A 21,293-nucleotide genomic window follows, 5' to 3' on the forward strand; every position below is an offset into this window, starting at 1 on the left:
CCTCTCACCCTGCGTTTAAAAATCGTTGTAGTGTAGTCGAGCGACGGACAAGCAACCAATCAATGGTGGCGACGACGAGGAGCGACAACCCGACGAGCGGGAAGACGATGCCGAATCCGATCAGCAACACGAAGAAGACGTTCCGTTTCGTCCGACTTGGCGCAGATGGTGCCCCGCTTTTCGCGTTCGGTTTGCGCGAATACCATAAATACACACCGCTCACGACGACAAGGATGACACCGAGACAAATCGCGAGACTAATCAATTGGTTCGGTAATCCGAACTGCGTCCCTTTATGGAGCGTGACCCCGAGCGCGACCGCCTTCCCGACGATTCCGTAGTTGTCGTAGCGATAGTCAGCGAGGACGGCACCTGAATATTGGTCGAGATGAATCGTCGCCTCATCTTGGGCCCGGTCCGGATAAGCGGATAATGTGAAGACGCCATCTGACGTACTCGGTAGGCTGATCGTATAACTCGGGTCCATCCCGACCGTTTCGGCAATCGTGTCGACTTGATCGAGCGACAGCGGCACATAGCCGGCAACGGCGGAGTTCGGTACCGGCAACGTCTCGGCCGCCCACGGGACGTCGGCAACATCTTCTGTCTTCACGTTTGATGTCGGTGCCTCCCCGCCCCAAATCGACGGCGGATAGCCGACACCGGCGTTCGTCGCAATTGATTGGAAGTTCGCTCCCCAAAAGCCGGACCACGGAAGACCGGTCAAGACGAGAAAGAGCAGTCCGGCCGTCACCCAAAATCCAGGGACGACGTGAAGGTCGCGCCGGAAGATCCGCTTGCCTTTCGTCAAACGTGGATATAACGTACCTTGTGCTTGCAAACCGTTTCGTGGCCAAAATAGATACAGCCCCGTCGCCATCAAGACGATCGTCCAGCAGGCGACGAGCTCGACGATGCGGTCACCGATTGTCCCGATCATCAATTCGCCATGGATCAATTCGACCTGGCTCATGAATCGATCGGCGTTCAATTGACTCCCGATGATTTCCCCTTTGTAGGGATCGACGAACACCGTCGTCGCCCCGTCTTCCGTCATGAGGCGGAACTCGGTCGAGCGGTCGGCCGATTCGCCAGGCCGATAGCGTGTGACCGGTGCGTCCGGATACTCGGATTGGACCCTATTGAACAATTCGGTCGCACTCATCCGTTCTCCGGCCGGTTCGACTTGATAGTAGTCGGCGTAGAGTACTTGCTCGATTTGTGGCTTGAACAAATAAACGGCCCCTGTGACCGCGAGCACCAACAAGAACGGTGCGATGATGAGTCCAGCGTACAGATGCCAACGCCAAACGGCACGGTACCAGTCACGCCCTGATGAAGATGATGTCATAAACTTTCCCCCGGTTATGTATTGTGTCCAATATGTGAACAAATCAATTGTACTCACTCACACTTATTGTGACCGCTTACTTTGTGTCTGTTATTCGTCTATCCAGCGAAATAAACGTGAAGTTAGATTCTTGAAAACTACACAACTGAGCTTGATGAACTGTAAGATAAAGCTAACTAATCTGATGAAATGATTGAAATGAGGTGATAAAGATGAAATACACATGTCCTTGTTGCGGGTATAAGACGCTTTCCGAAGAACCGCCCGGCACCTATGATATTTGTGAAATCTGTTTTTGGGAAGACGACGGCGTCCAGTTTAGAGACCCGGACTACGAAGGGGGTGCCAACACGATGTCGCTCCGGCAAGCGCAACAGAACTATATCCGCTTCGGTGCGTGCGATCCCGGCTCCACAAAACACGTCCGTACACCGAACGGGCATGACCTCAAAGACCCGAAGTGGCAATCGTTAGCAGAAAAATAAGCACACAAAAACCGCTTCTACACATGTAGAAGCGGCTATTTATTATACGCCGAGAACTGCGAACGACACACCAATCACACCGATAAGCGCCATCGCGTAAACTGGTACGCGCGGCATCTCACCGTTGTTGTCGAGCGCCTTCCCGAACATGAAGAACACGATCGGGTGAACGAGGAACGGCATCGAGAAGATGAGCGGGATGAGAAGCGATGCTTCCGTCCCGAACATACCGCCTTGGACCGCTGCGAAGAGACCGAAGTGCGAGATGGCTGACGATTGAGCCATCGTCGTGTAGTCGAATGCGATCGTGCTGAAGCTCAAGATAACGAGACCGCCGAAGACGGCCATCATCTGCCAACCGAACGAGAACTGCATGAGCGCCTTCACTTCTTTGAAGTCCTCACCGTTCGCACCGCGCAAGTTTTTGAGCGCGAGTGCCGTCAAGACAAGACCGACCAAGACGATGATCGCCGTCGGCCAGATCCAGAGCGCCCCGTTGTCGGCACTGACTGCCAAGATCGAGAACACGAAGATGTGACCGAAGAACGGGATGTTGATCATGATCGGCGCGCGTTTCGCAGCGACTTGACCGAAGTCACCGGCCGTACATGCACCTGTGAGACCACTGTGCGACAGCGAACCGGCCATCCCTGGTGCGAGGTTACGGATGTGCCCCGTGCGGGCGAACCACATGAGGAGCGCGATCCCACCGAACATCCAGAACAACTGACCGAAGAAACCGTAGACGAGAATCGAGTTCATACCTTCGATGGCGAAGGCGTCACCGATCCGTGATCCACCGACCATGAAGTTGGCAGCCAATACGACCGGGATCCCGGCGAACAAGAGCGCGCGGACGGTCGGTCCGTACGTCCAGTTTTGGAAGATGGCACCGAGTGCTGACGATAGAAGCATCGCGAAGAAGATTTGCGGCAAGGCGATGACCGGTTGAACAGCCATAGCGATTGCGTAAGAGATGAACAAAATGACGAGAAGTAATGATGTCTCGATCAAGCCTTTCTTCATATAGACGTGCTTGTCGTCGATCTGTGCTTTATGGTCGATCAAGAGGAACGACGCCGCGAGACCGATCAACGCGAGGATCGGATAGTAGAGCGTGATGCCCTCTGCCGCTCCCGGTTGGATCATCATGCGGAAGAACCCTTCGAGTCCGACGAGCAAGAAGAACGAACGAACGATGAAGATGAACTGCGTCCGTCCTGTTCCGAGGAACATCTCTTCTTTAGATGGGACGACGATGTCTTTCATATCGAGCTCTTGCTTGCTTAAGATCTTACGAAGCTCTTGCCCACCGACGAAGAATGAGACAACGAGCGCGATGATCGTCGTCCGCGACAGGAAATCGACGAGCGGGAACTCAGGGAGACCCGGAGTCGCGATGCCCATCTCGACCATGGCGAAGCCGAGGCCGAGGCCGAAGATGACGATGACGAGGATTGGTGAGAACCGTGAACCGGCCACGACCATCCGCGATAAAATGACCATCGGGATGATGAAGGCCACAAGTAACCAGAATTGGTTGAGTAATTGCATTTGCGATAATTGCTGAACGATTTCCATGAAGTAACCCCTTATACATTTTTTTCACACTGTTTCGAAGTTTACAGGATTGAACATTCTGTGACAAGGGGGTGTGACGTATTGTAAACTTTGAAAGCGGAACCAACTGAAATGGTTCCGCTTTCGGTTAGGTATTCGGTTGGCGAAGGCCCCAGATGCCTTTATTTCCCGTGGCATAAAACAAGTCATCTTTGCCATTGAAGCTGGCTGAATCGCTCGAATGGGCGCGAATCTGTTTGTTGACGTGAGCCTTCCAATCTTTGTAGCGATCGAGCTCGAGTTGATAATACGACTTTTCGATATAGTCGTAGATTTCTTTCAATGACGCCGTCCCACCGTAGTGCTGGAGGGCGAATTGGATTTTGCGAAGTAGTGCGCGTTTCAAGTTATCCCTCACCTTTCACTATATACTTCTAAATACTCTTCAAACTTTTGTTCCACTACGTTAATAATTCTATCAAGAGCCGCTTTGCCATCAATACGATATTCTTCCCTCACATAAAACATATTATCAACTAATTCAAAGGGTGGAGAAATATTGCTTATTCTAGTAGAAGTAGTCGATAGATACTTTAATGGGAGTGTTCTTAAATGTCTTTCCACTTTTGCTTGTGAAAAAGGAGTTGTAAAGTCCTTACTTATATTCTTGAGAAGATAAGTACTGTGTTGTTTGCTAACCAAATCATAATAAGGTCTTGCGAGTTCAGTTATCGATATTGGAGCATGCCAATCCTCATAACCTCGCTCTAACATTATCTTCAGTACGTTCATTTTGTAAGGTCCCTGCCTATCGAACTCATCTATGTACTGAATTAATTGCTTAAGTCGATCTTCCATAATCATGCCATCCTCACTCTGAAGCTTTCCGACTGAAGTAGTGATGCAGTCGAACTTCAACGATTTGACTGACCCATTCGTAAACCAGAGGATGAGCATACGCTTCGTTTTGCTCGATATGTAATGCTTCCTCAGACACAAAAAACGGTCCTTTAGCTATTTTATCAAATGGCATCCGTAACAGTAACTTTTCGATTCTTTGCTGATGGAACGGTGATTGGAAGTCTTTTGTCTGCCCATCGATTTGTTGACGGTACGGGATTGCATTGATGAAGTCATAAAACGGCCGAGCTGCCTCGTTCGCTGAAAGTGGTCCGAGCCATCCTTCTAGCCCACGGTTCAACATGAGCGATAGCACAATCATCTTATAACTCTTCGTCATGTCGGTGTATTCAACTTCGACTAACAATGATTTAGCACCTTCGGACAGATGACTTTCTTCCTCTCCCAACTCACTAATTCGATTCAAGAAACCGAAGTATCCCCCGTCTTTCTTCCATAGAGAGCGATAGGCGTCCATCGAGTACTCGCCTCGTTGAATCAACTCCATATAACTAGGTCGTCTTCCAAGCTCCTCTTTCACCATGAAGTAGTTCCGTTCTAACTGCTGCTGGCGGGTTGAAGATCGAGTCACCATCCGCTTCAACAAATCGATGGCATGCAAATCAAATTCGATTGTGCATCCATCCGGTAAAGCGTCTTCTGTAGGGAGTGCCTTGACAATCGATTGTCGTTTTGTCGTCAAGAGCGCCAACTTCTTGTCGATGTTCTTGTAGTTCCCGATCAAATCAATGATGGTGCAATGCGTCTTCCCGCTCAACAAACGGAGTCCTCGACCGATCTGTTGCGTGAAGACCGTCAACGATTCGGTCGGACGGCAGAACAACAACGTATCGATTTCAGGAATGTCTACGCCTTCATTGAACAAGTTCACCGCGAAGATGATATCAAGATGTCCTTGCTTCAATTGTTTGATGACGTCCGCTCGGTCATATTCGGTCTGGCTATGTAAGGCGACGGCTTGAACGCCTTGGAGGCGGAAGTAGTCGGCTAAATATTCGGCTTGAGCGACCGAAGAACAGAATCCGAGCGCACGCGTCTGGTGATGCATCTGCCACGCTTCGAAGATTTTTTGAGCGACACTTTCCTTTAACTGTTCAGCCAATAGTTCGTCCTGGTCATAACGGCGACCATTGATCAATCGAATTTGCGAATAATCGATTTCATCATAAATGCCGACATAATGAAACGGTGTTAAGTAAGATTCTTCAATCGCTTCAGTAAAGTGCATTTGATAGGCGACATTGTCATCACAGAGAGCGTAAACGTCTCCCCCATCCAGTCGGTCCGGTGTCGCCGTCAATCCGAGCAAGAACTTCGGCTCGAAATAGTCAAGGACGCGGCGATAGGATGGTGCGGCCGAGTGATGGAATTCGTCGACGATTATCAAATCGAACTGATCAGGCGCGAACTGTTGCATCCGATGTTTCGAGGCCAACGTTTGAATCGACGCGAACAAGACGTCCGCTGTCGTTTCCCCTCTCGAGTCACCACCGAGCAATAATCCCGTTTTCCATTCAGTCGAGACTTTCTTATAAGAAGCCTCAGCTTGAAGCAGAATTTCTTTTTGATGAGCAATGAAGAGCACCCGTTTGAACTGTCGAGCGAAGAAGGCACTTAAATATGTCTTCCCTAAACCGGTAGCGAGCACGAGCATCGCTTTCCGTCTGCCCTCTTCTATCGTTTCACGTAACGCCTTTAAGGCGGCATCTTGGACGGTGTTCGGCGTGATCGTGTCGTCCTCGATATATACCGGAGTTGCCTCTGCTACTTGTTCAGCTTCCTTCATCCGCTCTTGCCGGGCCATATACTCTTCGCGATAAGGCTGTAACGAGATTGGATTCATGATTTGAGCATACTCACTATAAAACAGCTCGTGGAAAGCGTCGACCGATTGCTCGAACACGTCTTCTGAGATGCTTGCCGGAATCTCGACGTTCCATTCAACGCCTTGATTCAAGGCACTGTGCGACAGATTGGACGAGCCGACAAAGAACGTTCCGCTCTCTTCAGTGCGGAACAAATAGGCTTTCGGATGGAACGATTGACCATTCGAACGATAAAGTCGCAGCTCAACCCCATCGATTTCCATGAGCATCTCGAGCGCATCTGGGTTCGTCAAATAGAGGTGATCCCCAATCAAAATACGGACTTGGGCACCGCGCATGACCGCCATTTTAAGTGAAGACGCAATCTCTTGAACGCCCGATACTTGTGCAAACGCGACGACCATATAAATTTCAGTCGCCGCGTCGATTTGATTCTGTAATGGAATTCGTAAATGACTGGTGTACAGACGTAACTCACTCATGATCTAGGACCTCTTCCAAGAAGAGACCTTTTTCGAAACCGCCCCGCTTCTCGCACTTCTCTTCACGGATGCGATTCAATTCTTCAAAGCTCGCACCATGCATCTTTCCGAGCGTATAGACGAGTTCCAAAATGTCAGCAAGTTCTTCGAGTGATTCTTCATCGATGTTCGCCTCTTCGTACTCTTTGATTTCTTCATAGAGTTTCAAGCGAGCTTGTTCAAAGTGCTCAGCTTGATTGAGGTATTTGACGACAGGAATTTGACCTGCTTCGTGGATAATTTCAGGAATACGGTCGCGGATTAGTTTGTTGTATTTTTTCACTTCATTATCTCCTTTCATCATTTTATTCTCATATTTATTATGAAGTATATTTGTTTATAGTAGTTAAGTTTTTAAAATCAATTCCAGCCTTTAATTGTTGTATAAATTATAATTATGCCTCCTTTTTTAAGTTGCGATTGGACCTTTTATGAGCTATGCTGCTAATAGATAAATATATTTTTGAAAGGATTCGTGCGATGAAAGAATTTCGGTATGACCTGATAGACTTATTTTCCGGGGCTGGTGGATTAAGTAATGGCTTTATGCAAACAGATAAATTTAACATTGTTGGAGCGGTTGAAATTAATAAAGCTGCGCAACAAACTTTTATTAAAAATCATAATAATAACTCAAATATCATTCTGAAAGAACTTCAAAATAATGAAAGTGACATCACTAAAATTGATTTTACTAAATTAGATTTCGATTCCGAAAAAACTATTGTAGTGGGCGGACCTCCTTGTCAAGGGTTTTCAAACGCTAATAGACAAAAAAATTATTTGATCTCTGGAAATAATCAACTAGTAAAAGAGTTTGTGAGAGCTATTAGAGATATAAAGCCAGTGGCCTTTTTAATGGAAAATGTAAAAACCATGCATTCGCCTGTTCACAAATTTTTTGTAACTAGGGAGCCTTGCAATAAACTCAATGACTTTAGCTCTATTCAACACTTAGAAGATATAAATAAAGCTAACAATAATCCAATATATCAAGACGATATTATCGAGTTATTAAAGTCAAACAATCAAACTATTTTAAAGGTAGTATCAAATTTATTAGAAGAACATTACTTACCATCGCCAATTGTTAAAGATATTTCACTCGTTTCTTTTTTAAGAACACTAAAAAAGAGATTTGATAAATCCGGGAGATTATCTATCAAGAAACCCAAAGAACTTCTTCAAATTCAAAATTTAATAAAGGACTTGTCTCTATATAAAAGTGATTATTCTCATGTGAGTAAAATAGTTGGAGATTTACGTTATTCATTATCTCAACTTTCAGAGGAGGACTTTGTCGATTCCTCAAAAATTATTGACTCAATAGTAACTTTTGATGAGCTAAATCGCTTATTAACTAGATACCAAGAAATGATTGATGAGGATTTAGAATTCTCAAATTTAAAACTTGTTTCAGACGACACTAGTACATTTAAAGTTCAAGCCAGCGTTTACTCCTATAACGTTGTAAATTATCTAAATATAATTTTTAGACATTATGGTTATACAGTTACAAGTGATGTATTAGATTCTTCTGATTTTGGCGTTCCTCAGAAAAGGAAGAGATTTATTATGATGGGCATTAGAAAAGAAGTGGCTAATTTTACCTTACCGCCTAAATTATCCGAAAAAACTAGAACAGTGAAAGACGCAATTAATGATTTGGAAGATATAGAACCTCAAACAGAAATAGAAGGCTATAATGAGAACATTTATCCTTACGAAAAGCAATTGTTAATAAAACCGTCAATGATTGAATACTATCGGTCAAATTTGGAACGAAGCACCGTCTTATTCAATCATATCAATACACGAAGTACTCCTTTAATACAAAAGAGATATCAGCAAATCAAAGCTAACAACGGCAAAAATTTTCACAGTTTATCTGAAGATTTGAAATCAAGCTATTCAGATCCGACTAGAACACAGAATACAGTGTATTTACGGTTAAAATACGATGAACCCTCACCTACCGTGGTAAATGTTAGGAAGTCTATGTGGCAACATCCAAATAAAGCAAGGGCACTAAGTGTAAGAGAAGCTGCAAGACTTCAATCTTTTCAGGACTCTTTTATCTTTTTTGGACGAAAAGATGAACAATATCAACAAGTTGGTAATGCCGTCCCTCCATTGCTCGCAAAATCATTAGCATTGCATCTTTTAACTTTTTTAGATAATGCGGGTGAATAACTCTAACAATTGATTTAGATAGTAAACAAAAAAGAAGCCTGTTCGTTACTGGCTTCTTTTTTGTTTACTTTAAAATGTTACTTGGGGAAAGATTCTGTTCTTGCCTTTTCAAGAACTTGCAGAATTTTTGTTGACTGTTTGTCGGTTAAAACCTTTCCTTCATCTATAGCTATTGCTAATTTTAAAAAACTTATGTCTCGGCTATTCCAAATATTTTGTTGTTCACCCCAGTCGTATACTTCCTTCCAATAAATAGCACCGTATTCATATACTTTTAACAAATCATTTATCTCATTATTTTTTTTGTGTTCTTTAATCGCACTAAATTCTTGAGTCTTCACATAGTCCTTATTGACTAAAAGCTTTAAAAATTCTTTGTCGTATTCAACCACTATTTCTTTTGCCATATTCCAACTTACTTCTCGTTTTGCCCATTCAGTGACATTTTCAACAAAACGATCTTTTCTGGTTAAGTGCTTATAAACCTCAAATGAAACTACCTCTATCTGTTTTATCCAACCTTGAGATAAATCTTGTTCTTTCCATATACTATATAAATCTATTGTTAATTCTGGATAGTCATTTTCTACCTTATAAATAAGTAATGATAATGAATAAGCTACAATATTAGCTTTATAACTATCGTACCAAGCTTGATTTCGAACAATATAATCAGTCTTTTTGAACAAAATAGCTAGTGCAACAATTTTACGATAAAATTCATCATTTACAAAATTAGAATTTTTATCCCATTCATTAATCATCCATTCACTGAATTTGTTAAAACTCATTTGTGATCCGGCACTGGCAATGTGAGGTTTCATAAGAAAGATATTATAATATTTTGCCAAATCAACTTTTTTTATAATTTGATTTTTAGGATTGAGTAATTCGAAATTTTTTCGAAATGAGTCAGTTGACTTGTACGTTTCTTGTTTATATTGCCCATTTGTTCTTTCATAATACCAATAGCTTCCGAATTGAATACCCTTCACCGTTGGACCTGGAGTAGTTCTAGAAAGTTCTTCTACTTTTCTATGGAAAGGATGGTTGGATGCCAAATCGGCATCGCTTACTTTATTTTGACTGTTTGCATATCTTGATATATTAGGTATCAAATCTTCTGCAACTTTTTGATTTACAACAGATATTTTCATAGGAACATATATTTTTTTCATCTGCTCTCTCGAATCAAGTTTTATATCATTTTCCCATGCATTTGCTAGAGAGGCTGTAGTTTGTCCTCCATTGACAATCTGTAAATCTGTAAATCCAATAATGTTTAAACCGTCTTTACTTTGCGATATTTCAATTGCTTCTGCAGTGGCTGCAATACCGTTGTTAAATGCAAAAAACATTTCAGGATTATTTAATATCGTATTTCTAATTCCTTTATTAACTTTCCCTTTTATCTGTAAAAAAGATCTAACGTTACCTTCTAATAACCTTGATTGATATTTATTATATATTTTCGCCAATAGGACACCTGGGATATTGCATAAGTAGGCTTGATAATCATCAGTTTTCGAGGCTGGAAGGACAGGTATACCTTCTGCCCCGAAATCATCTTTAAGATTAATAATTAAAGGTTCTTTACCGTTAAACGAATCATCTATCAATTTCATTCTTGAAATATCATAGATTGAATAATGAACTTGAATATCCTTTTCTATAGTGCTATCAATTTTTTTTATAAAACTAGATTTTAAATAATCCGTTAGAATGACCACTTCAAGAATATTTATTTTCATTTGCTTATTTTTGACAATATCAAAAGCTAATCCATAGCCTTCTGAGCTTTCTTCAGCTTCTTCCTTTATCTTTTCTGCTTCAAAATAAAAAGCTTTTGCTTTTTTAAAATATGAATCTGCATCTTTCATATTTAACGATTTATTCTCATAATATGCTAAAGGTGGGACTATAAAAAGCGTTAATTTACTGTCCAATGGATTGTATTCGTAACCATCTATCTGAATTTTTTTGTTGTTTCTTCCTAACCCTTTAAAATGAACATAGTAGTAATCTTGAATAATCTCTGATTGTTCAAGTTTTTCACAGTAAGAAAGAAAAAATGTTTCGCGATCTGACATGTTTTCAGCTAATGATTTTGATCTTATTTCATTAACTAACCTCTCTTTAAAGCTCTCCATACTCACACCTCAATTCTGTATTGCATGATGCCCGGTAAATATATATCATATTTAACATTTGTTATTGCATGTGCAGAATCATCTTTATGAATTTTAGGGAACGAACTATCAACCATATAAAAATCAATATCATGGAACAAGAAATTAAATTCTTTATAGTTTTCGTTAGGAATAAATCCTAAATGAAGTAGTTTATTTTCAAATTCTATTTGGGTTTCTTTAGTCTCCAACAAAGCATTTATTTTTTCGTAAAGTTGAAGTAAATTTGTGGCTCTTTTATTTAATTGGCTACTACTCTCGTAAGATACTATCGCCAAATAACCGATAGATTCTGAAGAAAGTTGCATTTGATTATTCACATGAACTGTATCTTTATTTAAACGCTTCGTTTTAATTTCATACCAAGTATCATTTGTAATAAAATCCTTTTCTGCTCCATTAGGGCCTGTCCATGAAGTAATACTTTCATGAATACCATATTTTTTAAACATATATTCATATAAAAAATATAACTCTCCAGCTAATCCAACCATCTGGCTATAATCTAAATCTAAACTCACTTTTTTATCAAACATTGTTTTCCATTCATTAAAACGATTGATAAAAATCCTTTCTGCTAGTAAAATAGATTTATTTTGAGTTATTTCTACTAAATCATTAACTAACTTATCAAAGACGCCACTAAATCGCTGATCAGATATAGAAACAGTCATCGCCCATAAATTATCGCTTCTTTTATTAAAATCATAAATCAAATATTTATTTCCATTACGATATTTAGGTTTATTTTTTAATTTAACAAACATGCTCGTTCTACCATTATTGTCGGTACCTATATAAATCCCAAAATTGTCTGTACCCGTTATTCTTTTATACTGATTTTCTTCAATTGTCATAAAGATTCTCCACTTTAATCATCCAATTCATCGATATCGTCTTCATCATATTCTTCATCCCAGTCGTATTTGTTAGAGCTACCTTCTATTAACTCCATCTGATAAACTTTATTTACTAAATACTCATAAGTTATCGATTTCACACCTTGAATGTCAGGGATTCCTATGCTAATTCCCGTAACTAACTGATTTTTTTGAGACTCAACAAACGAGTCAATTTTCAAATCTTTATTATCTGATTTTAATAATCGCACAGGATATATAACTATCAATGGATTTCGAGATATTCCTGTATTAAAATACATATTTTGAGTAGCTGCTTTTTGTGTCCCTCTATTATTCTTTTTTCCAACCAAAAGTTCATCAACATCTTTTTCTATTAATGCCATTTGCTCTCTAAAAAGTCCTGATAAAGCATAATACGTACTTCCAAGTCTCTTTTTGGACTTAGACATTCTTAAGTAATTTTTACTCCCAAAAAAATCAAATGAACGATTGACAGGATATATAGATATTCCTCCAAAATTTTGAGGTTCTAACTCTTTTGTTTTGCGATTTGTAGCTAAAACAACGTCCCATTTTCCAAATATTTTTGATGTACTTCTTTTAATTTCAGCTACTAAAACACTTTCTTTTGAAAACTCATTCATATAGGGATACTCCAAATACGTTAACAAATCTATAACTAAACTTTTAGGAACGTCCTTGTAAGTCGGTTTTTCCTGTCCTAGTTTCGCTGTATCTTCAAGTAGAAGTTTTCTATTTTTTATTAACCAATGCTCAATATGATCATTATTAGCTTTAATTTCTTCTGCATTTGAAGGAAGAATAGTTGTTTCAATCATTCTTCCGTTCAATTGCCGAACTAATTTTATTTGCTCTGAATGTTTTAATTTATTTCTCGCAGTAACAATAAGGGGGAAATCCTCAGAAGACCTCACACGCAATCCAAAGTCGATAGGTTTTTTATTTTCACTAAACATCCTTTTTACTTCACTTCTTAATTCCTCTGTGGCTAAAGCAATATGTTCGTACCATCCTGCTGACTCAGCTGAGGTCCAAAGTCTACAAACATCTGCATATCCATCTCGGTAACCAAACCACCTTCCCATTTGCATAAGAGTGTCGTACATTTTTGTATTTCTGTAAAAATAACTAATTGTCAATCCTTCTAGAGTCAAACCTCTTGCCAGGCTTAAACCACCTACTGCAATTAAACGCAATCCATCTTCATGCTCGTCATAGTTTAATCTTTGAGTAGCAGACCCACTATTGACCGTATGCACTTGAATTGGACTCACAGACTTGTAAAGTATTTTTTTTACATCGTCCCATGATTCCTCAATTTTTCTTTTGTCATATGGTATTTCGTTATATATAGCTTCATTTTTATTACCATATTCAGACTCAAACAGTTCTTGTAACTCAACTATAAATGTGTTCTCATTATCATCCATAGCATAATTTTTTATTTGATTTTTGGCATATTTAAAATATTTTTTTACTTCTTCTTGTACTTTCTCTTGAACATTTATGTAACGAGACACATGAATTAACATGGAGCGATGTTTTTTTTCTTGTCCTCTTAAGTCTCGCACAGCATTAGAAAGTAAAAATAATAAAACAGCTTTTTTTAGAGATTCAGGAATCTCCGAAACTACTGATCCATTTTTATGTTTTAAACTTAGAACATTTGCCATATCATCATTATTGCGAATCATGTAATTATAGTCACCAGACTCGCAATACATTTCTAACGGTCCAATATAGTTAGAGGGCTGTTCAAGCAAATAAATAAAATCCTTAGGAAATAAATCTTCATTCTCTTGGGAATCAATAAAGATATTTGCAAAAGGTGTCGCAGTAAATCCTACATAGCTATATTGTCTAAACAGCTTTAATAATTCACGAATGCTATTGTTGATTGCAGTAGGATCCTTATCTGGATTATTTGTATTTACAGATGCATTATCGGCTTCGTCGTCAATTAACAACATAGGAAAATCTACTTTACCTGTAGATTGATTAGCATTTTTTTCTTTTAGCCAAGAATGCAATTTTTCTAGTACTGACTTATTTTTTTTCACAACAAATATTATCGGATCAGCTACAGAAGATAATTTCATGTTCAATCCTTTACGATCAAAATCATTATCAGTAGAAGTGAATGATACCACTCCTTTTTTATCATCGTACTTTCCTACTCCTAACTTGCTTCTCATGTTTTTCTTCTTAAAAGTGCTACTGTCAATCCCTACAAAACCTTCATCAATTCTTCCCTGTGTTTGTTTGCGTAATTTTTCAATTGTACCAGTTAGTAGGATTACAACTTTGTAACCACTATCTGCAGCTTTATTAATTAGTGCTGTATAATTTGAAGTTTTTCCAGATTGGACCGAGCCAATTATTAGACCTTTTCTTTCAAAATCATCACTAGACAATGGATCGCCTAAAACATCCATAATATCTTCTGTAGCTTCATCAATCTTATTTATAACAATTTGAGGTAATTTTTCATCATTTTCAAGAAATCTAATGTATCTATCCCAATATTCTGTTCCTCTATCAGCTTTAGAGTTAAAGTACCATTTTTTATAGTTATCTTCTTTTAGTAAAATTCCCGTATCCATTGTGATTGAATATCTTTCTTCTAATTTAGCAATTGCTAAATCAATTTCAATTTGAGAGATAATTGTGTTTTTATATTTTAATTGAATAGTTGGCAACATTGTTTGTACTGTTTCTTTAATTATTGATTCGGTGATTTTATCTAAATCATGTGATCTCAACATTAGATCAGAAAAATCTTCAATGTCTTTAACAATTTCCTTATTCACATTCATCAATCTCCTTTTTTAACTGTCTAATGACTTCAGGATATTTATGAAACAAATCGATGTTGGATAATTTATCTAAATAATGTAATTTTTCTTCTTTCGCTACCGATAAGTTATTAATTGTAGTTTTAGCTAGCTCATATACTTGATTAAATTCCATTCCATTATCTACATATTGTTTGTCTTGGGCAAGATCATAATAAACAGCTGAATATGGAAAAGCATGCTCCAAAGTATTAATGAAACCTTCCAAAAGATTAAATTGATTGTCATCCAATGATTCTTGAAGCACTTCAAATGTGGGTAGTTGACGATTTATTAAGTATTGTAGTTTGCCGCGGTTTTCAATTCTGTTCCACACATGATGATGGTCCTCTTTAAGAATAGCTCTACCTCTATATTTATAAACTTTTTCACTTTTACCTACAGTTCGAGAGATAATTTGTTTAAGTTGTTCTTTAATGGTACTTGGAATTTGTGCAGATGACTTCTTTATATCAAGTTTCCAATGTGTATCTATTGTATTCGGTAAATCAATACGAATTTTTGCGAGACGTTTGAGTTCACCATCACTTACCAAACGAAACCATTTCCCCCACACAATTAATCTATGGTTCCGATAGATATAAAGCCCCTGTTTTAGATTTAGTTCTCTGTATTCATTTAATACATACATTTCTTTACTTGAAAGTTTACTAGTAAATGGCATTATAAAAGGTGTAACTTTTATCGGTGTACCGTCTATAAATATAGTTTCTTCTTCCAGTTGTTGAGTGGCATGATTTGATAACATAAAAGGGTCAACAGCTTCAATTTTTCTATTATTAAAATATACTTCAATATAATTTTTTGAAGATGGGTTTTCCAAAAACCTATGAAAAACTAAGGAAATATGTTTATCAGCACTGTCAATTTTATCATCGAATTCTCTTTCGAAATCTTTACTAGATTCTGAGATCCGATCCATCATTTCCCAAATCACTACTGTTCCTGAATGATAATCACTCAATTCGCTTGATAATTTTAATTCTGAAATTTCTTTTTCTGAGTATAATATTAAAGACCATTTTTTTGTCTGATGAATGTATTCTAAATCCCAAGTAGCGGCTGATAATTCACCCTTTTTCTTAGAGATTACAGTTAATTTTCTGCATTGTGACATGGATGCCATTTTTAAACCTAAACCAAATCTACCTAAGTCATCGTGACCCCTTATGTCTAATGAGTTACTACTCCCATATTGCATTGCTTGTTGAAGCTCAGTTGCATTCATACCGTTACCGTTGTCGATAATAGCAACAAACGGATCCTTATTATTTGAAAATTTCACGTCAATACGTGTTGCGTTATTACTAACTGAATTATCGATTATATCTGCTAATGCTGTTTCAAACGAATAGCCAATTGAACGTGTTGATTCAACTAAATTTGGTGCATAAGGAGTTAAAATCAAGTCCTCCATACCTTATCCTCCGTTGTAAATGAATATATTTTCACTGCCAATTCAATACTACCAATTATAGATTAAACAATTGATAAATTGGGTTAATTTAAAAGTTTATTTACTTATTTTATTAATTGTATACAACTTTATGCTTTATTTAATTTTTCAATTTTCAAATCACAGATTAGTTAAACATTTAGAAAAATATTTGTAAAAGTTTTTCATGACAATTTACTCCACAATCTCAAACGCTTTCACATACACGACATGATCAAGGAAGATAATCCATTCATCCTCAAACTGGACGAAGCCGTCCGAAGCATGCCGGAACGATTGATAGATGGCTTCAAGCGCCGCATAGCGGCTGTCCGCCTCGACGACTTGCGTCAACACCTCATCATTGATCATGTGGAACTCAATCTCGAACTGTTTCATCGTCCTCACTCCTTTTTCATTCGTGGGTGCTCTACATCTCTCCTAACCTTTTCCCCATTCCAACCAATTCTCCTCCGTAAACCAAGAGGAATATTTGACACGCTTACATCAGGAAACATTTTCCTATAAACTGATTTAAATAGTCAGAAAATTATGTGTTCTTACATATTTATTAGACATCCTAACTCCAACTTAGAGAGGAACCTTCCTATGGCCTATGACTTTGAATGCAAACACCTGACGAAACGCTTTGATAACGGCGACATCGCGACACTCGCGCTCGACGATGTAAACCTCCACTTCGCCCATGGCGACTTCATCTCGATTATCGGTCCATCCGGTTCGGGTAAATCGACGCTACTCAGCTTGATTGGCACGCTCGATCGTCCGACCGATGGCACGCTCCTATTCAACGGCGAACCGATCTCGACCTTGTCCGCAAAACAGCTCGCCGACTTCCGTTTCGACAACATCGGCTTCATCTTCCAACAGTTCCATTTAATCCCGACGTTGACCGCGCTCGAGAACGTCATGGCACCGCTGTTCGGACGCAAAGTCGAATATGACGGGGAAGAACGTGCCCTTGAACTGTTGAAAGAAGTCGGACTGAGCGACAAAGCGAACTCGCTGCCGTCACAACTATCCGGCGGTCAGCAACAACGGGTCGCCGTCGCCCGTGCCCTCATCCACCGTCCGAAGTGGCTGCTCGCGGATGAGCCGACCGGGAACCTCGACACGCATACGGGTGATATCATCTTCGACTTGTTGACGCGTCTGAACCGGGACCACGGCTGTGGCGTCTTGTTCGTCACACACGACCCGGAGCTCGCCGACCGGGCGAACCGAAAAATCGAGATGCGCGACGGGCAGGTCGTCGCCATGAGCCACGTCCATCATGCTTAAGTTCATCTGGAACTCATGGTGGCGGAATAAGGAACGCTTCATCCTGCTCATGGTCGGGATGCTCATCGTCAGTACTGGGCTCAGCTATCTATTAGGTGTGACCCAGGCGAACAACGGGACGGTCGTCAACGAGTTGCAGAAACGCTGGGACTCGTCGTACCATATCGTCGTCCGGCCGGAAGGCAGCCGCAGTGTGACCGAGGATTTGAACCTGCTCGAACCGAACTATATGAGTGGGCTCGAAGGCGGCATCACGCGCGAACAGTACGAGACGATTCAACAGATTGCCGACGTCGATGTCGCGGCACCGATTGCGATGATCGGGTCGACTTATTCAAGCTCGTTCACTCAAACGCATACGTTTGATAAAGCGGGTCTTTATCGCCTCAAGATGAACACACTCATCGATACAGGCATTGAAAAAATCAATGACTTCCAAGATCTGAAAGCTTATTTTTGGGTCGGCTGGATGCCGAACGGCGATTCGACCCATATCGGCATCGGTCCGACCGCCCTGTACGAAGAGTTTCCCCTCTCTTACGGGAGCGATGTCATGTTGGCCGGAATCGACCCGGTCGCCGAAGCGAAACTCGTCGGGTTAGACGATGCCGTACAAGCGACAGAGTTCAGTCGTTATTTCAATGATGATGATGTCCCAGAGCCTTACGATGAAGACATCACGACCATTCCAATTTTGATGAGTTCAAAAGACTACGTCGATGCCTCAATCAACTACACGATTGAAGAAGTGGATGTCGATACAAGCGATCAAGAGGCGTTCATCAAAACCTATCTTGATCAAGGAAAAGATGAATACTTGGATAGCTTGAAAGGTACGAAAGTTGCCTCATACGACTTTACAGCGCAACAAATGCACGACAATATCACGAAACACATTTTAGAAGGGACACCACAGCCGCAAGATCCTCGTGTCACGGTTGACTATACTTGGCTTGCCGAGAAGGCGTCACCGCTCGTATATGAAGGCGTGACGAGCCCGTTCCCGAAGCGGTGGCCGTACTCGTATCAAATCAAACCGTTCCTCGCTGAGGGTCAAGTGACTTATGGCCAAGAAAGCATGTATCGCAAGTCAAATAAATACGCGGAAGACCTCAACGATGCGCCGAAAGTGAAATATAACTACATCGGCTTATTCGATCCGTCGAAACTGAAATTGTCGAAAGACCCGCTGACGGAACTGCCGATGGAGACGTATTTTCCGGCGAGCGCCGAATGGGTCATGAACTCGAAGGACGAGCCGGTCAACCCACCGACGACCGTCAAGCCGACGAACAACCCGTATAGCTTCCTCACAAAGCCACCGTCGATGTTGACGACGCTCGATGCCGCGTTCGCCATCGCCGGCGACAAAGCTATCTCGGCGATTCGCGTCAACGTAAAAGGCGTCGACGTGTTGAACGAAGAGAGTGAGGCGAAACTGCAAGCCGTGGCCCAGGAGATTGAAGATCAGACCGGTCTCATCACGGACGTCACGCTCGGTTCGTCTCCACAATATGCCGTCACGTATTTGCCAGGGCTCAAAGGCGAGAGTGCCCTCGGATGGATTCAACAGCCTTGGATCAAACTCGGTTCGTCGATCACGATTTTCCAAGAAGCGAAACTCGGCTTCTCCGGCGTCGTCGCGAGCGTTATCCTCGTTGCGATGCTGTACGTATTCAGCTCGAACATCATCATGCTGTACGCTCGGAAAAAAGAGTTCGCCATCTTGCTGTCGCTCGGGTGGCGCCCGAGCCAGCTGTCGAAGCTGTTGTTCTTAGAGGCGACAATTCTTGGTTCGATGGTCGCGCTCATCTCGTGGATGATTCTCGGGACGTTCCTATGGACGGCAGCCGGCTCGACATCGATTGCCCGCATCCTGCTGATTGGTTTGGCCGGACTCTTAATCTATTGGCTCGGGACGCTCATCCCGATTCGACTCGTCCGACGCATCAAACCGTATGAGACGATGCAGTCTGGCGAAGTGTCGAAAGGACGACGTTTGCTCCGCTCCCGCTCGAGCATCGGCATGAGCTTGAATCAGCTCGTGACGTATTGGCCCCGGACGACGTTGTCGATTCTTGCCATCGCCTTACCGACGAGTCTGTTCGGCTTCTTCCTATTCGTGACGTTCCGCCTCCAAGGCGTCTTGTATACGACATGGATTGGCGAGTTCGTCGCCCTTGAAGTCGGGACGATGCATTACGTCGCCATGGGGGTCGCCTTGCTCATCGCCATGCTGACGACGACCGAGATCATGTGGCAAAACGTGTCCGAGCGCAAACCGCAGCTCGCGGTCTTGAAAGCGCTCGGTTGGCAGAACACGTCCATCCGTCGTCTCGTCTTGACGGAAGGCGCGTTGACCGGTTTCTTCGCTGGACTGCTCGGTGTGACGGTCACGATCATCATCGTCACCGTCATGTATCAACAGTTCCCGACATCCGAGTTGCCGTTCTTATTCGCGACCATCCTCATCCCGGTCGTGACCGGTGTCCTCGGGGCGCTCCTCCCGGCGGAGCGGGCCGTCCGCATCACACCGGCCGAAGCCATCGGCGGACACGTCGTCAACCAGAAGAAAGTCGAAAAACGGTTCCGTCTTGTGCTCGGGACGACCGCGACCACTCTCATCGTCGGCATCATCAGCTTGTTCGTCTTCACGTCACCAGAAGTCAAACCGGTCACGGAAGAAGCGAAGACGACACCAGCCCCAACCGCGCAGACAACGGGTGCGAAACAGGCTGATTTAAAAGCAGATAAACCGAAAGAAGCCAAAGCTACCACACCAAAAGAAGATGATCTTCAAAAAATCATGAACCTCGGTACGTTCCAAACGTTTATTGGCGATCCGGAACTGAAGAAACGTGAATTCCAAGTTGGTGAACCGGTCTACGCCTCACCGGACGGGACAGAGCCAGAAGACGGAAAACAATTCGTTAGTCTCCCGATTTCTTTATTCCATGAAGCCGATGAGTATGATGGCTATATGGACTATCGTCCAAACGGATTCCGCATGTATACACCAGACGGGACAAAATATAGTCCAGTCGATATGGTCAACCACAATCAAAAAGCGTTCAAGAACGGTTTTCGTTATTTCACAGGAGAGAAGTCCGAGATTGATTTGGTCTTCCTCGTTCCTGAACAGGAGAAAACACTCGTTCTTTACGCCTCAAGCGGTGCCATGCCGAAAGTGTATACCGTTAAAATTGATGTGCCGTAACCGAAACAAAGGAGCGTCGTCCCTTCCTGGGATGGCGCTCCTTTTCGTTTACATCATTTTGGCTCATGTCTAAATTCTGATACTTTTGCATTTGTTCGCGAGTAGAGCGTGTCCATCGAGAATCGGTTAGGGAGACTTATGCTTCCCGCGTACACGTTCTCGATGGTTTGATCGATATACACGTTTTCCGCTTCTAAATATTCGATGACGAGGTCCTTATACTCATCGGCCGAGGAATCTTCATGCTGTAAGTCCTCCAGTTCGGCTAAATACGTGTCGTTGTCTGCCTTCATTCCCTGCAATTCTTCAACCGCTCCGGGAACGTTGACGTCATCTCTCGGAATGCTCGATAACGTGAGCATTTTGAGATGATGGTCGCGGGCTGCCGAAATGATGGAAGCCGCATCGAAATGAATGATAGGTCTGTCGTCAACCGTTTCAACCGTGCCCATTCCTCCGCAAGCGGATAAAGCCATCATTGTTCCTGCGAACAGCGAGGCGGATAAAAGTAACTTTTTCATCATCGATTCTCCTTCGCACTTGGTAGTTTTTCT

General features: G+C 41.8%; 16 protein-coding genes. 4 read left to right on the plus strand and 12 right to left on the minus strand.

Annotated elements, in window-relative coordinates; translation table 11 throughout:
* Window positions 1–4: 4 nt before the first annotated feature.
* Window positions 5–1,351, minus strand: a complete 1,347-nt coding sequence (locus EVJ24_RS08750) for a PepSY-associated TM helix domain-containing protein (protein WP_131441018.1) — start codon at window positions 1,349–1,351, stop codon at window positions 5–7.
* A gap of 212 nt (window positions 1,352–1,563) precedes the next feature.
* On the opposite strand from EVJ24_RS08750, the gene EVJ24_RS08755 reads away from it, so the two are divergent.
* Window positions 1,564–1,836, plus strand: a complete 273-nt coding sequence (locus EVJ24_RS08755; RefSeq protein ID WP_131441019.1) for a CPCC family cysteine-rich protein — start codon at window positions 1,564–1,566, stop codon at window positions 1,834–1,836.
* A gap of 42 nt (window positions 1,837–1,878) precedes the next feature.
* Here EVJ24_RS08755 and EVJ24_RS08760 read toward each other — a convergent pair whose 3' ends face one another.
* The 5 genes from EVJ24_RS08760 to EVJ24_RS08780 form a co-directional block, all read right to left on the minus strand.
* Window positions 1,879–3,417, minus strand: a complete 1,539-nt coding sequence (locus tag EVJ24_RS08760) for a hypothetical protein (RefSeq protein WP_131441020.1) — start codon at window positions 3,415–3,417, stop codon at window positions 1,879–1,881.
* Window positions 3,418–3,544: 127 nt separating this feature from the next.
* Entirely contained in the window at window positions 3,545–3,802 is a 258-nt protein-coding gene (locus EVJ24_RS08765; protein WP_070327754.1) for a hypothetical protein, read from the minus strand.
* Window positions 3,803–3,810: 8 nt separating this feature from the next.
* Window positions 3,811–4,254 (minus strand): hypothetical protein, encoded by a 444-nt coding sequence (locus EVJ24_RS08770; protein ID WP_131441021.1) that lies wholly within the window; start codon window positions 4,252–4,254, stop codon window positions 3,811–3,813.
* A gap of 13 nt (window positions 4,255–4,267) precedes the next feature.
* Window positions 4,268–6,625 carry a DEAD/DEAH box helicase family protein gene (locus tag EVJ24_RS08775; RefSeq protein WP_131441022.1) on the minus strand — a complete coding sequence of 786 codons (2,358 nt, stop codon included), beginning with the start codon at window positions 6,623–6,625 and terminating at the stop codon, window positions 4,268–4,270.
* On the minus strand, window positions 6,618–6,947 hold the full coding sequence (locus tag EVJ24_RS08780; protein WP_131441023.1) for a nucleoside triphosphate pyrophosphohydrolase: 330 nt from the start codon (window positions 6,945–6,947) through the stop codon (window positions 6,618–6,620). The genes EVJ24_RS08775 and EVJ24_RS08780 overlap by 8 nt, the downstream gene beginning before the upstream one ends.
* Window positions 6,948–7,144: 197 nt before the next feature.
* Between EVJ24_RS08780 and EVJ24_RS08785 the strand changes: the two genes are divergently transcribed.
* On the plus strand, window positions 7,145–8,857 hold the full coding sequence (locus tag EVJ24_RS08785; RefSeq protein WP_161568746.1) for a DNA cytosine methyltransferase: 1,713 nt from the start codon (window positions 7,145–7,147) through the stop codon (window positions 8,855–8,857).
* Between the two features lie 77 nt (window positions 8,858–8,934).
* Here the strand turns inward: EVJ24_RS08785 and EVJ24_RS08790 are convergent, their stop codons facing one another.
* From EVJ24_RS08790 to EVJ24_RS08810, 5 genes are all read right to left on the minus strand, one after another.
* The gene (locus tag EVJ24_RS08790; protein ID WP_131441025.1) at window positions 8,935–11,007 is read right to left on the minus strand and encodes an AIPR family protein; all 2,073 of its coding nucleotides are present in this window, start codon (window positions 11,005–11,007) and stop codon (window positions 8,935–8,937) included.
* 2 nt (window positions 11,008–11,009) lie between these two features.
* Entirely contained in the window at window positions 11,010–11,903 is an 894-nt protein-coding gene (locus tag EVJ24_RS08795) for a PD-(D/E)XK motif protein (protein WP_131441026.1), read from the minus strand.
* Between the two features lie 14 nt (window positions 11,904–11,917).
* Entirely contained in the window at window positions 11,918–14,740 is a 2,823-nt protein-coding gene (locus EVJ24_RS08800; RefSeq protein WP_131441027.1) for a Z1 domain-containing protein, read from the minus strand.
* A complete protein-coding gene (locus EVJ24_RS08805; protein ID WP_131441028.1) occupies window positions 14,733–16,202 on the minus strand; it encodes an ATP-binding protein in 1,470 nt (489 codons plus the stop codon). Before EVJ24_RS08805 ends, EVJ24_RS08800 begins: the two co-directional genes overlap by 8 nt.
* A gap of 213 nt (window positions 16,203–16,415) precedes the next feature.
* A complete protein-coding gene (locus EVJ24_RS08810) occupies window positions 16,416–16,619 on the minus strand; it encodes a hypothetical protein (protein WP_131441029.1) in 204 nt (67 codons plus the stop codon).
* A gap of 210 nt (window positions 16,620–16,829) precedes the next feature.
* On the opposite strand from EVJ24_RS08810, the gene EVJ24_RS08815 reads away from it, so the two are divergent.
* Window positions 16,830–17,522, plus strand: coding sequence for an ABC transporter ATP-binding protein (locus EVJ24_RS08815; RefSeq protein ID WP_131441030.1), 693 nt, complete (start codon window positions 16,830–16,832; stop codon window positions 17,520–17,522).
* Window positions 17,515–20,739, plus strand: coding sequence for an ABC transporter permease (locus tag EVJ24_RS08820; RefSeq protein ID WP_131441031.1), 3,225 nt, complete (start codon window positions 17,515–17,517; stop codon window positions 20,737–20,739). The genes EVJ24_RS08815 and EVJ24_RS08820 overlap by 8 nt, the downstream gene beginning before the upstream one ends.
* Window positions 20,740–20,792: 53 nt before the next feature.
* Here the strand turns inward: EVJ24_RS08820 and EVJ24_RS08825 are convergent, their stop codons facing one another.
* Entirely contained in the window at window positions 20,793–21,260 is a 468-nt protein-coding gene (locus tag EVJ24_RS08825; protein ID WP_131441032.1) for a hypothetical protein, read from the minus strand.
* Window positions 21,261–21,293 lie beyond the last annotated feature (33 nt).

It is taken from the genome of Exiguobacterium sp. SH1S21 (assembly GCF_004337175.1).
GTDB classification, from domain to species: Bacteria; Bacillota; Bacilli; order Exiguobacteriales; family Exiguobacteriaceae; genus Exiguobacterium; species Exiguobacterium aurantiacum_A.

Excerpts from the sequence above, each read along its gene's own strand:
- EVJ24_RS08750 (WP_131441018.1), bottom strand. The coding sequence starts at position 1,351 with ATGACATCATCTTCATCAGGGCGTGACTGGTACCGTGCCGTTTGGCGT.
- EVJ24_RS08755 (WP_131441019.1), top strand. The coding sequence starts at position 1,564 with ATGAAATACACATGTCCTTGTTGCGGGTATAAGACGCTTTCCGAAGAA.
- EVJ24_RS08760 (WP_131441020.1), bottom strand. The coding sequence starts at position 3,417 with ATGGAAATCGTTCAGCAATTATCGCAAATGCAATTACTCAACCAATTC.
- EVJ24_RS08770 (WP_131441021.1), bottom strand. The coding sequence starts at position 4,254 with ATGGAAGATCGACTTAAGCAATTAATTCAGTACATAGATGAGTTCGAT.
- EVJ24_RS08775 (WP_131441022.1), bottom strand. The coding sequence starts at position 6,625 with ATGAGTGAGTTACGTCTGTACACCAGTCATTTACGAATTCCATTACAG.
- EVJ24_RS08785 (WP_161568746.1), top strand. The coding sequence starts at position 7,145 with ATGAAAGAATTTCGGTATGACCTGATAGACTTATTTTCCGGGGCTGGT.
- EVJ24_RS08790 (WP_131441025.1), bottom strand. The coding sequence starts at position 11,007 with ATGGAGAGCTTTAAAGAGAGGTTAGTTAATGAAATAAGATCAAAATCA.
- EVJ24_RS08795 (WP_131441026.1), bottom strand. The coding sequence starts at position 11,903 with ATGACAATTGAAGAAAATCAGTATAAAAGAATAACGGGTACAGACAAT.
- EVJ24_RS08805 (WP_131441028.1), bottom strand. The coding sequence starts at position 16,202 with ATGGAGGACTTGATTTTAACTCCTTATGCACCAAATTTAGTTGAATCA.
- EVJ24_RS08810 (WP_131441029.1), bottom strand. The coding sequence starts at position 16,619 with ATGAAACAGTTCGAGATTGAGTTCCACATGATCAATGATGAGGTGTTG.
- EVJ24_RS08815 (WP_131441030.1), top strand. The coding sequence starts at position 16,830 with ATGGCCTATGACTTTGAATGCAAACACCTGACGAAACGCTTTGATAAC.
- EVJ24_RS08820 (WP_131441031.1), top strand. The coding sequence starts at position 17,515 with ATGCTTAAGTTCATCTGGAACTCATGGTGGCGGAATAAGGAACGCTTC.
- EVJ24_RS08825 (WP_131441032.1), bottom strand. The coding sequence starts at position 21,260 with ATGAAAAAGTTACTTTTATCCGCCTCGCTGTTCGCAGGAACAATGATG.